The following is a 12,942-nucleotide window of genomic DNA, read 5'->3' on the forward strand; positions in this document are numbered from 1 at the left end:
CTGCTATCGTCCTCCGCGTGCGTCGCCTCGCCGTCGTCCTCGCCCTCGTCGCCTGTGGCCCGCCGTCCTTGCCGGCGGTGACCGACGGCGACGCGGCCGGCCCCGGCACCACGGCCGGCGCGGGCAGCTCGAGCACGACCGGCTGCATGGTGAGCGGCGACTGCGACACCGACGCGATCTGCGTCGCCGCCTACGGCCCCACCACCGGCGAGCTGGGCGGCGAGCGCGGCCCGGCCGAGTGCACCGACGAGACCGCCTGCATCGACGCGCTCGATCTGACGCGCTGGTGCTTCGATCACCAGTCGTGCTGCGGCGACCTGCGCTGCCGCACCGCCGACGGCGTCTGCGAACCACCTGACCTCGGGGTCAGCACCGGCGAAACCACGACCGGCGATCCCACCACGAGCGACGACACCACCACGACCTCGACCGGCGCCACCACGACCGGCGCCACCACGACCGGCGACACCACGACCGGCGACACCACCACGACCGGCGACACCACCGGCTCGACCTCGAGCAGCACCACCGGCTGATCGCCCTCGCCGATCGACCTCAGGCCGCTCACCGCCCTGGCGATCGACCTCGAACCGCCCCTCGCCGTCACGGCGATCGACCGCGAGCCAGAGTGACGACCCTCCGGGCGATCGACCTCGCGCCTGCAGATCGCCGACGGCCAGGCGATCGACCTCGCGCCTCCGCGGCGCGTCCGGCGCTCAGCCGACGCGATAGTTGGTAGCCAGGCGCACGTACTTGTGCGCCAGACCACGGTGCATCGCCTCGTCGGCCGCCGTCAGCGTGCGGATCACCTTGCCGGGTGCGCCGAGCACCAGCGAGTGCGGCGGCACCACCGTGCCGGCGGTGACCAGCGCTCCGGCGCCGACGATCGAGCCCTCGCCGATCACCGCCCCGTCGAGGATGGTCGCCTGGATCCCGACCAGCGTCCCGCCGCCGATCCGGCAGCCGTGCACGACCGCCCGGTGGCCGATCACGACCTCCTCGGCGACGAAGGTGGGATCGCGATCGCCGAGGTGGATCACCGTCCCGTCCTGCACATTGCTGCGCTCGCGGATCTCGACGCGGTTCACGTCGCCGCGCAGGACGCAGCCGTACCAGACGCTCACGTCGTCGGCGAGCAGCACGTCGCCGATCACGGCCGCGCCCGCGGCGATGCGGACCCGCTCGCCCACCGCGGGCGCGCGGTCGAGATAGCGCTCGACGATCGCCCCGGGAAACCGGGCCCGGAGCGCGCTGGCGCGGTCCTCGGCCGCCGCGGCGCCCGCCGGCGGAGCATCCACGCACGCGACCGAATCCACCACTGTTCGCGACGCCATGAGGGCCCGGAGTCTACCCGTCTCGCTCGAGGGCTTGCCATCCCCGCGTACGATCGCGTAGAAAAGCCCCGTGGCAGCGTCGACGCGATCCAAACCCGCCAAAAAGGCCACCAGCAAGGCCACGGCCGCCAAGAGCACCAGCGCCAAGGCCAAGGCCGGCGCCAAGCCGGCCGTGACCAAGAAGGCCCCCGCAGCGGCCAAGAAGGTCGCCGCCGCGAAGCCCGCCGAAAAGCCCGCCAAGGCTGCCAAGCCTGCCAAGGCCGTCGCCAAGGCGACCCGGGTGAAGGCCAAGGCCAAGGCGGCCGAGGAGCCGAAGACCACCAAGGTCGCCAAGGCCCCGGTCAAGCCAGCCAAGGCTGAGCCCAAGGCCGAGCCCAAGGCCGAGCCCAAGGCCAAGGTCCCGGCCAAGGCCGCCAAGAAGCCCGCCGAGGTCGCCAAGCCCGCGCGCAAGCCGGCCAAGGCCCCCGAGCCCGACCTCGAGGACGAGGACGAGGACGCGGTCGAGGCCGCCGAGGAGGAGATCGACGAGGTCGAGGCCGATTCCGACGACGACGACGCCGTCGTCGCCGTCCAGGCCCCCCCGGCCCGCCGTGGCAACGAGCTCGACGAGTCCATCCTGTCGCGCGCGCCCCCCGCCTCGCAGTCCCCGCTCGGGCTCCAGCCCGCGGTCCCGCCGGCCGAGCGCAAGAAGAGCGTGCTGGAGATCGCCGAGGAGGACGACGAGTTCGACGACGAGCCGCCGCCCCCCAGCCTCGAGAACCTCGGCGCTTTGCTCCAGCGGGTCCACCACCTCGCGCAGTTCGGCACCGAGACCGAGATCCGCGAGGAGCTGCCGCCGCTGGTCGAGCTGCTCGAGCAGATCGACGACCCGGCCGTGCTGCCGCGCCTGCTCGACCTGCTCGAGGACAACGACCCGCACGGCGTCTACTGGAACATCCTCTACGTCCTGGAGAACTTCGACCAGTACCTGGCCGTGCTCCTGGGCGGCCTGCCGTCGCTCTACCACCGCGCGCCGGAGTGGGCCTACACCTGCGTCATCCGGATCCTCCGCACCCGCGGCGACGAGGACGATTGCACCGCGCAGTTCGAGCAGATCATCAACAACGGGCCGCCCGAGACCCGCACGCTGATGCTGCAGATCCTCCGCGAGCTCAGCGAGCACCCCGACACCGACGCCGACCAGCGGCAGAACGTCGCCCGCACGGTCACCGCGCTCGGTGGTGACGCCCCCGTCGCCGACAAGGCGCCCGAGCCGACGCCGGCGAGCTGAGATGCCCTCGCGCTCCCGCCCGGGTCCCAAGTCACCACGCCCTCGCTCCGGTCGCGCCGCTCGCGGCGCCCCGGACGTGGGCGTGTCTTCGTCCACTGTCCGGCTGAGCCCGCCCGCGGCCCCGGCCGATCCCGTCGTGACTCGTCAGGTCGCCCCGCTCGGTCCCGAGCAGTGCACCGTGTCGGTCCGCGAGGACGCTCTGCCCGAGGGCCCGTCGGAGCTCGTGCTCGACCTGCGGATCGCCCCGCAGAACCGCGCCGCCATGGCCCTCCGCCGCGGCCTCGCCGAGCGCGCCCCCGGCTTCAACGTCGCCGTCGTCGGCCGCCGCGGCACCGGCCGCACCTTCACCGCGGTCGCCCTCGCCCGCGAGGAGGCCCGCCGCCGCCCCGCCCCGCGCGACCTGGTCCTGCTCGTCAACCCACGCTGGCCGCTCGAACCTGTCCCGGCGTTCCTGCCCGCAGGGGCAGGTCCGGCCTTCGTGCGCGCCATGGAGGAGCTGCACGCCCGCCTCGAGGCCGCCGTGCACGAGGTGTTCGAGGGCCGCGTCCGCCACCGCCTGCAGGTCGAGATCCACCGCGAGCAGAGCGCCGCCGAGCGCAAGATCCACGACCAGCTCAGCAAGATCGCCGCCGAACACGGCCTCGGCCTGGTCGCCGGCGACGAAGGCTTCGATTTCGTCCCGCTCGACGACGACGACGACGACGACGACGACGACGACGCCGCGGAGGGCGACGCCGCGGCCGAGTCCAAGACCACGAGCGAGGCCGACGACGCCGACGCCAGCGAGGCCGAGGCCGACGCCCGGCTCAACCGCCAGGTGCTCGACGCGATCGAGGCCGTGCGCCCGCACGTCGAGGAGACCCAGCGTCAGCTGGCGCTGCTCGAGGCGGAGATCCAGCAGACCCTGCTGCAGCGCCAGCGGGCCGCCCTGCGCAACAACATCGCCGCCAGCTTCGCCGCCGTGCCCGAGCGCGCCCTGCCGACCGAGCAGGTGCGCCAGTACAGCCAGCGGCTGCACGAGCACCTGCAGCAGGTCTATCACCTCGAAGAGGGCCACCACCTGCCGCTGACGAGCGTGCCGCTGCCGCCCGGCCTGGTCGTGCCGACGCTGCTCGTCGCCAGCCGCCCCGAGGACGTCGCGCCGATCGTGCACGCGCAGAACGTCACCCTCTCCGGCCTGTTCGGCCGCGTCGTCGCCGGCTCCAACGACAGCCGCTACCCCGAGCCCGGCACGATCCTCGCCGGCGACCTGCACCGCGCCAACGGCGGCTTCCTCATCATCGACGCCGAGGCGCTGGTCAAGCGCGAGGCCGTCTACGAGCACCTCAAGGCCTGCCTGCTCGCGCGCGCGATCCAGCCGCACGAGGAGGACGAGGGCCCGAGCCTGCGGATCCAGCCGGTCGACCTCGACGTCAAGGTCGTGCTGGTCGCCGACCCCGACCTCATCCACCAGCTACAGGAGCTCGACCCCGAGTTCAGCCGGCTCTTCAAGATCCGGGCCGACTTCGAGGACGACATGTCCTTCGAGGAAGGTCTGCGCGTCTACCCCGGCGTCGCCGCCTGGCTGGCCTCGAACCGCGGCCTGTCTCGCTGCTCGCGCAGCGCCGTCGCGTTCCTGATGCAGTACGGCGCCCGCCTGGCCGAGGACCAGCACCGCCTCACCACCAACCTCGGCCTGCTCAGCGACCTCATCACCGAGGCGACCTCGCTCGCCACGGGAGCCGACGAGCTGACCGAGGAGCACCTGCGCGCCGCGTTCCGCCTGATGGCCGACCGCCAGGGGCAGATGCGCGACCGCCTGCTCGACCTCCACCGCTACGGCCTCATCCGCGTCGAGGTCTCGGGCCACAGCGTCGGCCAGATCAACGGCCTCGCGGTCGTCAGCGACGGCTTCCAGTCGGTCGGCCGCCCCAGCCGCGTCACCGCCGTCACCTACGCCGGCAGCCACGGCCCGCTCAACATCGAGCGCGAGGTCGAGATGTCGGGCCCGATCCACTCCAAGGGCGTGCTGATCCTCAGCGGCTACCTGCACGACCGGTTCGCTCGCGACTTCCCGCTCAGCTTCGGCGCCTCGGTGGTGTTCGAGCAGACCTACACCCCTATCGAGGGCGACTCGGCCTCGACCGCCGAGCTGTTCGCCATCCTCTCGAGCCTGTCGGGCATGCCCGCGCGCCAGGACATCGGCATCACCGGCAGCGTCGACCAGCGCGGCCGCGTGCTCCCGGTCGGCGGCGTCAACGAGAAGATCGAGGGCTTCTTCGAGGTCTGCCGCGCCCACGCCCTGACCGGCACTCAGGGCGTCATCATCCCCGAGAGCAACGTCCGCAACCTCGTGCTCGGCGAGGACGTGCTCGAGGCGATCGCCCAGGGCCGCTTCTTCATCTGGCCCATCAGCACCGTCGAGGAGGGCGTCGAGCTCATCCTCGGCGAACCGGCCGGCACCGCGACCGAGCCCGACGACGACGCCATCGACGCGTTCCGCTACCCCGAGCGCACCATCTACGGCCGCGTCGAGCGCCGGATCGCCCGCCTGCGCCGGCTCGCCACCCCGTCGCGCTCCTGAGCGCCCCACCAGGGCAGCATATCCCCGCGGACATGCCCGTTCGCGCATGCCTGAACGAGCATGTGCAAACGCGCATGTGCGAACGAGCATGTCCGAACGCGCATGTCCGAACGGACATGCTGGTCCGGGGCTCCACCAGCGCCCCCGGGGACCGGCCGCGAGGTGCCCGGGGCCCGGCCGCGGTGTTTCGGTCCACCGATGCGAGACCGCGGCTCGCGCCTCGAACTCGCCGTGCCTCGCCCCCGTGCCCTTCGCACCGCGACGGCCCGAGCGAGCCGCGCGCCCGCGAGCGCGACGCCGCGGCCCCATTGTCAGCAGCAGGTCCCTCCAAACCAACCCGCACGGCGCGCTCATGCCATCACTCCCTCGCTCTGCGCGCCTACGCCCATTGCGAGCACACGCCCTATCGATAGCCTCCCGGGGCCCCCGCTCCGCGTCTCGATCCCCCACCACGACAACCGCCGCCGATCGCCGATTCGCCGACTCGATCCTCGTTCCTCGCGCCCCCGAGCGAACCCGCCCGCGCCCTGCCGACCGGCCGTGCTACCCTGCGCGGACATGTGGGCTCTGGACAATCGCACCGGCTACGCCGCGGCCCGCAACTGGGCGCGCGACAAGGACGGGGTGCACTGGTGGATCGTCGCCGTCAAGGCCACCTTCGACGTGAGCCCGCAGGGCCGCGCCGTGCTCGCCGACGTGCAGCCCGAGCCCGTGCTCGCCCCCGAGTATTTCGGCGATCCGGGCGCCTCCAGCCTGCGTCACGACTCCGACCTGCTCGCGCCCAAGCCCGGCACCGACGTGCTGGCGATCGCCCACGCCCACGCCCCCGGCGGCCGCCCGGCGACCGCCGTCCCCGTGACCCTGCGCGTCGGCGCCCTGACCAAGCAATTGCGGGTCCACGGCGAGCGCACCTATGATTCGCTGGGCGTCGGCCTGTCCGCGCCGGAGCCATTCTCGACAGCCCCCATTCGCTACGAATACGCCTTTGGCGGCTTCGACACCGCCGACCCCGACCCGGCCCGCCAGCGCATGGACGAGCGCAACCCGGTCGGTCGCGGCTTCGTGCGCCGCTCGCTGACCCGCGCCGGCCAGCTCGCGCACGCCATCGAATATCCCGACGGCGATCCCGCCGACGCAGGCCCGGCCGGCTTCGGCCCCGTCGATCCGTCCTGGTCGCCGCGCCGCCAGCTCGCCGGCACCTACGACGCCCGCTGGGAGCAGACCCGGCGCCCGCTGCTGCCCGCCGACTACGACCCTGAATTCGCCATGAGCGCCCCCGCCGACCAGCGCGCCGCCGGCCCCGTCCTCGGCGAGCGCGTCGAGCTGCACAACATGACCCCCGAGGGCATTCTCCGCGTCGAGGTCCCCCGCGTCGCCCTCGCCTTCACCACCCGCTTCGGCGCGCGCCGCCAGGAGCAGCCCTCGCGGCTGACCGCCCTGATCCTCGAGCCCGAGGAGCGCCGCCTGTCGCTGGTGTGGCAGAGCTGCCTGCGCGTCGCGGCGCCCGACGCCGACTACCTCGACGTCACGGAGATCCGCGAACACCGAGGTGCCGCATGAACGCGCCGATCGCCGACGGCGAGGCCCCGTCACTGCCCGCTCCGAGATCCCGCATGAACGCGCCGCCCAGCCCTGACAGCGCGCTCGGGTCACTCGCGCCGCGAACACCAAGGTGCCGCATGTACGCGCCGCCCAGCCCTGACCGCGCGCTACCGTCACGCCTCGCCCTCGCCCCGCGAACACCGAGGTGCCGCGTGAACGCGCCGCCCAGCCCTGACCGCGCGGTCCCGTCACGCCTCGCCCTCGCCCCGCGAGGTGCCGCGTGAACGCGCGGCTCGAAGTCGTCGCCATCGGCGCGCGCACCCCCGTCGGTCACGACGCGATCAGCAGCGCCGCCGCCGTACGGGCCGGCATCGCCCGCTGCAGCGAATATCCGTTCGCCACCCCCGACGGCGCCCCCCTGGTCGCCGCCGCCGACTCGCGCATCGACCCGCTGCTCGAGGGCAATCCCCGGCTCGTACCGCTGCTCGCCAGCGCGCTCGCCGAGGTCGCCCGCACCCTCGCCCGCGGCGCCCCGCATGCCGGCCCGCAGCACCTCCTGCTCGCCCTCCCCGAGGCTCGCCCCGGCTTCGACAAGCGCGAGGCCGCCGAGCTCCTCGGCCTCGCTCTGGCCTGCCTGCGACGCCTGGGCGTGGCTGCCGAAGCTCGGGTCGCCGGCCACGGCCACGCCGGCGCCGTCCAGGCCGTCGAGCACGCCGCCCGCATCGTCGCCGCCGATCCCGACGCCCTGTGCTGGATCGCCGGCGTCGACAGCTGGCTGCACGCCGACACTCTGTTGTGGCTGGAGGACCAGCGCCGCTGCGCCCAGCCCGGTGTGCGCAGCGGCTTCATCCCCGGCGAGGCCGCCGGCTGCCTCGCCCTGGCCAGCCCCGAGCTGCGCCGGCGCCTGCGCCTGCCGGCCCTCGCCCTCGTGCGCGGCGCCCGGACTGCCCGCGAGGCCCACCTGCGCACCAGCGACACCGGCACCTTCGGCGAGGGCATGCGCGACGCCGTCGTCGGCGCCGCCAGTGACCTGCGCCTGCCCGACGAGCGCATCGACACCCTCTACAACGACATCAACGGCGAGCGCTACCGCAGCGAGGAATGGGGCTTCGTGGCCCTGCGCACCGCCGAGCTGTGGAAATCGCTGCAATACGACGCCCCCGCCGATCGCTGGGGCGACGTGGGCGCGGCGACGGTGCCCCTCGCCGCCATCCTCGGGGTGCAATCTTTCCGCCGCAGCTACGCCTCCGGCCCGCGGGTCATGATCACCGCCGGCTCCGACGGCGGCCTCCGCGGCGCCCTGCTCCTCCAGCGCCCCGCGGGCCCCTGAGACGCCTCGAGGTCCCGATGTCCAGCATCTCCGTCAACCCGCCCAAGACGCCCGTCACCACCGGCAGCAACGGCATCGCCGCCGCCACCGTGCCCAACGTGTGCAAGATGCCGGGCCCGCCCGCCCCGTTCGTCCCGACCCCGCTGCCCAACATCGCCAAGTCCGGCAACTCGCCCAAGGATTTTTCAAAGAAGGTCACCTTCGACGGCTGCAAGGTCGCCATCAAGGGCGCGACCTTCAAGTCCATCGGCGACCTCGCCAGCAAGGCCACCGGCGGCGGCATCGTCTCGGCGAACGTCGAGGGCCCGGCCCGCTTCGTCGGCCCCGGCTCGCTCGACGTCAAGGTCGAGGGCAAGAACGTCCACCTGCTCAGCGACCCGATGCTCAACAACTGCGGCCCGAGCGGCAGCCCGCCGAACGCCGCCACGCTGCTCGGCCTGGTCCAACCGACCGGCCTCGTCGCCCTCGTCGGCGACGAACAATGCGCCCTCTGCCACAAGTCCCACGGCGACGCGGCGCGGCTCGAGGAGACCGCCGACACCAGGGCCGACGCCAGCACCTTCCAGGCCGCGGCCACGGCGGCGCGGGCGAAGAAGATCAAGGTGCGCGGGACGATGCTGGGCGTCGTCCGCTGCAAGGACGATTTCGTCTACGCCGCCAACTCGGGCGGACAGATCCCCGAGCTTCACCAGGAACTCTCGAAAGAGTGGCACACCCCCGTTCCGGAGCGGCTGTTCGCGTTCGAGTCGCTCGTCGGCGACGAACGACGCGAGCAGTTCCAGGACATGTGGAAGAACCTTGGCGAGGCGAGTCGCGCCTGGAAAGCCCGCAAGGAGCTCAAGGACGCGACGAGGACGGAGCAGCAAAAAGAGAAGGACGCGGGCGAACCCTTCTATCCGCCAGGCTCCTGCGCCGCTCAGAAAGCCGTCGTGCTGGCACTGATCCACGGTGCCCGACCCGTGGGTCTCACCGAACGCTGGTCCAGTCCCACCGGCCCGAAGTCTCGCGTGCTGGTCCACTTCCGTTCCAGGCCAGGCGGCAGGCGAAAGCTCGGTTACTTCGGCGGGGAAGATGCCGTACCGCCCTGTGGCACCTGTCAGGTGATGCTGACGATGTTGCTTTGCCCGGACGAACGCGCTCCCAAGTGCGATCACCAATCACCCGGTTCGCAGGTCTGTCGATGCACCCCGTAGAAGATGAAATGGAACGCTTCCTCGCCCGGCTCATGCCTGGCATCGATCTCGGGTGGGAGGGAGCTTCGACGGCGGAGATCCGCGAGATCGAGGCCCTCGCCGGGCGTCCGCTCCCCGACTTCTATCGCTGGTTCCTCGCGCGGATGGGGCGCAACATGGGAGCGCTCGGCTACGCCAGCGTCGACTTCTCCGCCGCCCGCATCCTCGCTTGCTATCGAGAAGAGCTCCGCAGTCCGGATCCTCGTTACCTCCTGATCGGTTATGAAGACGATCCGGTGGTCCCCATGCATACCTGGTACGATCTCGCTCGCCCGATGCGGGGTGACGCGCTCGTGCTGAGTCGGGGCATCGGAGACCCGCTCATACAGCTCGACTTCGAGACCTTCCGTGAGCAACTCGCCTGGAAAGCGATGCTGAACTTCCGGCTCGACGCCTTGCCAGCATCATGCAAGGGCAGCTTCAAATCCCACCGGGCGGACGTGCGAGCCCGCCTCGATCAGGCAATGAACGCCTTGAACTTCGAGCAGCCCGTCCCCTCCGGAGATTTCTGCGGAATTTTCGATCGCACAGACGCCGCCATGATCTGCAGCGTCACCCCGAGAGAAGAACCGGAGAAGATCCTGTTCTTCCGGCTCGCCGCCGCGAATGCAGGTACCATGCGCCGGATCCTCGGCGTCATCGCCAGGGAGACGGACCTCGAGGTCGTGATCGATCCTGGACAACCGTGAAGCGATGCGAAGCCTCGACCGCTAACCACGCACGCTCTGAAGGCGGCCTCGCCCGCATCATCGCGTCCCGTCGTTGACGGCATGGTCCCTTCGTCACGCCGCCCGCCGCTCCCAGCGTAGCGGCAGCGAGCGCAGCCCTCGTAGGCTCGAGTAATCGTTCCAGTCCGCGCGGCCTTCCGCCCGGGCGAACGCCGGCAAGCGGCCGATCAGCTCCGTGAACGCGATCTTGCCTTCCAGCCGGGACAGCGGCGCCCCCACGCAGAAGTGGATCCCCTGCCCGAACGCCAGGTGACCGCGGGTATCGCGGTGAATGTCGAAGCGATCGGGCTCCGGGAATTGTCGCGGGTCGCGGTTCGCCGCGCTCAGCAGCAGCAGCACCAGCTCGCCCGCTGCCAACTGCGTCCCCGCCACCTCGACCGCCGCCCTCGTGCGGCGGAACAGCATCGTCGCCGGCCCGTCGTAGCGCAGCACCTCCTCGATGAACGGCGGCACCAGCCCAGGATCGGCGCGCAGCTCCTCCAGCACCTCCGGGTGCTCGAGCAGCAGGTGCGTCCCTGTGGCGATCACATTGGTCGTCGTCTCGTTGCCTGCCACCAGCAGCAGCACCGCCGTCCCGAGCACCTCCCCGGCGGTGAGCGCTCCGTCCTCGCTCTCCGCGCGGACCAGCAGGCTGATCAGGTCGTCGCGCGGCCGCTCGCGGCGCGCCGCGATCATCGCCTGCAGGTATGCGAAAAGATCGCGTCGGCTCGCCACCAGCCGCACCGACTCCTGCCGCGACGCGCATTGCTCCCGCGTCACCTTCGCCAGCGTCAGCAGATCATCGCTCCAGCGCTTGAACTCCGCCCCGCGCGCCGCATCGACCCCCAGCATCTCCGCGATCACCGTCACCGGCAGCGGGATCGCCAGGTCCGATACCACGTCGAATTGCTCGCGTTGCAAGATCGCATCGACCAGCCCGCTCGCGACCTGCTGCACCCGTCTCGCCAGCAGCGTCATCGCCCGCGGCGTGAACGCGGCGCTGACCAGCTTGCGCAGCCGCGTGTGCTCCGGCGGGTCCGCGTTGAACATGCTCGGCCCACGCGCGCGCTCCAGCTCCTGCCACGCGCGCGCGTCGATGTGCGGCGGTCGCAGGCGATCGAGCCCCGTGTCCGACGAGAACAGCTCCGGCTGGCGGAGGATCCTCGCCACCTCCGCGTGGCGCGTCACGGCCCACCACCCGTAGCGCTGCAATCGATGGACCGGCGCCGCCTCGCGCATGTGGGCGAACAGCGGGTGCGGGTCGCTCGCCGCCTCGGGCGAGAACAGGGCCGTCGAGAAGTCCATGGCGTCCTCCACGCGGCCCAGGGTACGAGCGGCGCTCGCCGCAGCAACGCGACCACCGTGCGCGTGCCCGGGAGCCCGCAGAACCCGGCGCGCCTCGCCGCCGGCCTCACAGGCGCACGCAGCGTCGCCGCTGACCTCGGCGGGAGCCCCTCGCCGGCGCCCCCGCCGTCCTTCGCCCGCCCGAGCGCCGCTCCCGCCGGCGACGCTATCTCCTGGCGATCATCATGTGCCCTTCAGAACATGTCTCAAAGCACATGCCCCGAAGCCCATGCCCCGATAGACATGCCCTCACGGGCATGTCCGAAAGTTCACCCGCGCACCGCCGGCACCGCCGCCGGCGTGCGGAAGAACAGGCTCGGCAGGTAGCTGCGGCGCGCTCCTTCGGCCAGGCGGAGGTTCGGCAGCGCCGCGCGCAGCGCCTGGATCGCCGCGCGGACCTCGAGCCGGGCCAGGCTCGCGCCGAGGCAGCTGTGCACGCCCCAGCCGAACCCGAGGTGGCGCGCGCCGTTCGGGCGGGTGAGGTCGAAGCGCAGCGGATCGGGGAACACGCGCGGGTCGTAGTTGGCCGCCCCGAAGAACGTCATCACCGTCGCGCCGGCCGGGATCTCCACCCCGCCCACGCTCGTCGCGCGGGTCGTGTGCCGCGGCTCCATCTGCACCGACGCATGCATGCGCAGGGTCTCCTCGATCGCAGCCTGCAGCAGCGCCGCGTCCTCCCCGACCCGCTGCCACAGCGACGGCTCGCCGAGCAGCGCGAACAGCAGCGAGCCCATCAGGCTGGCCGACGTCTCGTAGCCCGCGAACAGCAGCACCACCAGGTGCGAGATCAGCTCCTCGGTCGACAACGCGTCCTCGCCCTCGCGCGCGCGCAGCAGCGCCGAGATCAGGTCGTCGGCCGGCTTGGCCCGGCGCTCGGCGATCAGATCGGCGTAGTAGCGCTGATAGGCGAGGAAGCCGTCGGCCGCGGTCAGCTTCGCCGCTTCATCCAGGGCGGGGTCGTACAATTTGAACCAGTCGTCTTGCCACAGCTTCAGCTGCGGCATGTCCTCGTACGGCACCCCGACCAGCGCCGCGATCACCCGCATCGGCAGCTTGAACGTGAAGTCGCGCATCATCTCGAGCTCGCCCTGCCCGCTGGCGAGCTCGGCCGCGAGCTCGCCGGCGAAGCGGCGGATCTGCGGCTCCATCTCCGCCACCCGGTTCGGCGTGAACGCCTTCGAGAACAGCAGCCGCGCCCGCGTGTGCGACGGCGGGTCGTTGTTGAACAGCCCCGGCGGCAGCGGGAACGTACCTTGCTGCAGCCGCGCCAGCAGCTCGGGCGTGAACGGCACCACCGGCTCGAGCAGGCGCGCCGACGAGAACAGCCCCGGGTCGCGCAGCACGTGCATGACCTCCGCGTGGCTCGTCACCAGGTAGGCGAAGAACGCCTTGCTGTAGGCCACCGGCGCGCGCGCGTGGGCCTCCGCGTAGAAGCTGCGCGCCGGGTCCTCCTGGTACACCGGCGAGAACGGCTGGAACAGGTCGCCGACGGCGAGGCGCTCGGCCTCGGAAGCAGGTGAAGGGGACACGCGGGCGTCGTCGGTCATCGCCTCCAGGGGTTACCAGACTCGCCCGCCTGCGAGCAATCGCCGGCGGTCGCGCGCACGGGCGCCCATGCAT

10 protein-coding genes are annotated in these 12,942 nt (G+C 72.0%); 7 read left to right on the forward strand and 3 right to left on the reverse strand.

The features are described from left to right. Nucleotides 1-17: 17 nt before the first annotated feature. Entirely contained in the window at nt 18-536 is a 519-nt protein-coding gene (locus tag POL25_RS02965; RefSeq protein WP_272084262.1) for a hypothetical protein, read from the forward strand. A 180-nt stretch (nt 537-716) separates the two neighbouring features. On the opposite strand, the gene POL25_RS02970 is transcribed toward POL25_RS02965, so the two are convergent. Next, entirely contained in the window at nt 717-1,334 is a 618-nt protein-coding gene (locus POL25_RS02970) for a gamma carbonic anhydrase family protein (RefSeq protein WP_272084263.1), read from the reverse strand. 70 nt (nt 1,335-1,404) lie between these two features. On the opposite strand from POL25_RS02970, the gene POL25_RS02975 reads away from it, so the two are divergent. The 6 genes from POL25_RS02975 to POL25_RS03000 all read left to right on the forward strand — a co-directional run bounded on the left by POL25_RS02975 (nt 1,405) and on the right by POL25_RS03000 (nt 9,960). Further along, nucleotides 1,405-2,604, forward strand: a complete 1,200-nt coding sequence (locus POL25_RS02975; RefSeq protein WP_272084264.1) for an Imm30 family immunity protein — start codon at nt 1,405-1,407, stop codon at nt 2,602-2,604. A gap of 136 nt (nt 2,605-2,740) precedes the next feature. Further along, nucleotides 2,741-5,167: an AAA family ATPase gene (locus POL25_RS02980; protein ID WP_272084265.1), complete on the forward strand. Its 2,427-nt coding sequence runs from the start codon at nt 2,741-2,743 to the stop codon at nt 5,165-5,167. Nucleotides 5,168-5,725: 558 nt separating this feature from the next. Next, on the forward strand, nt 5,726-6,727 hold the full coding sequence (locus POL25_RS02985) for a DUF2169 family type VI secretion system accessory protein (protein WP_272084266.1): 1,002 nt from the start codon (nt 5,726-5,728) through the stop codon (nt 6,725-6,727). Nucleotides 6,728-6,989: 262 nt separating this feature from the next. Further along, nucleotides 6,990-8,039: a hypothetical protein gene (locus tag POL25_RS02990; RefSeq protein WP_272084267.1), complete on the forward strand. Its 1,050-nt coding sequence runs from the start codon at nt 6,990-6,992 to the stop codon at nt 8,037-8,039. 17 nt (nt 8,040-8,056) lie between these two features. Continuing rightward, the gene (locus POL25_RS02995) at nt 8,057-9,232 is read left to right on the forward strand and encodes a PAAR-like domain-containing protein (RefSeq protein ID WP_272084268.1); all 1,176 of its coding nucleotides are present in this window, start codon (nt 8,057-8,059) and stop codon (nt 9,230-9,232) included. Nucleotides 9,233-9,240: 8 nt separating this feature from the next. Next, the gene (locus tag POL25_RS03000) at nt 9,241-9,960 is read left to right on the forward strand and encodes an SMI1/KNR4 family protein (RefSeq protein WP_272084269.1); all 720 of its coding nucleotides are present in this window, start codon (nt 9,241-9,243) and stop codon (nt 9,958-9,960) included. A gap of 93 nt (nt 9,961-10,053) precedes the next feature. On the opposite strand, the gene POL25_RS03005 is transcribed toward POL25_RS03000, so the two are convergent. Continuing rightward, nucleotides 10,054-11,295, reverse strand: coding sequence for a cytochrome P450 (locus tag POL25_RS03005; protein WP_272084270.1), 1,242 nt, complete (start codon nt 11,293-11,295; stop codon nt 10,054-10,056). Nucleotides 11,296-11,591: 296 nt separating this feature from the next. Beyond that, nucleotides 11,592-12,869: a cytochrome P450 gene (locus POL25_RS03010; protein ID WP_272084271.1), complete on the reverse strand. Its 1,278-nt coding sequence runs from the start codon at nt 12,867-12,869 to the stop codon at nt 11,592-11,594. Nucleotides 12,870-12,942: the final 73 nt, after the last annotated feature.

Source organism: Nannocystis bainbridge (genome assembly GCF_028368995.1).
Lineage (GTDB): Bacteria > Myxococcota_A > Polyangia > Nannocystales > Nannocystaceae > Nannocystis > Nannocystis bainbridge.

Coding starts and splice junctions, on each gene's coding strand:
- POL25_RS03000 (WP_272084269.1), top strand. CDS start 9,241: ATGGAACGCTTCCTCGCCCGGCTCATGCCTGGCATCGATCTCGGGTGG.
- POL25_RS02985 (WP_272084266.1), top strand. CDS start 5,726: ATGTGGGCTCTGGACAATCGCACCGGCTACGCCGCGGCCCGCAACTGG.
- POL25_RS02995 (WP_272084268.1), top strand. CDS start 8,057: ATGTCCAGCATCTCCGTCAACCCGCCCAAGACGCCCGTCACCACCGGC.
- POL25_RS03010 (WP_272084271.1), bottom strand. CDS start 12,869: ATGACCGACGACGCCCGCGTGTCCCCTTCACCTGCTTCCGAGGCCGAG.
- POL25_RS02970 (WP_272084263.1), bottom strand. CDS start 1,334: ATGGCGTCGCGAACAGTGGTGGATTCGGTCGCGTGCGTGGATGCTCCG.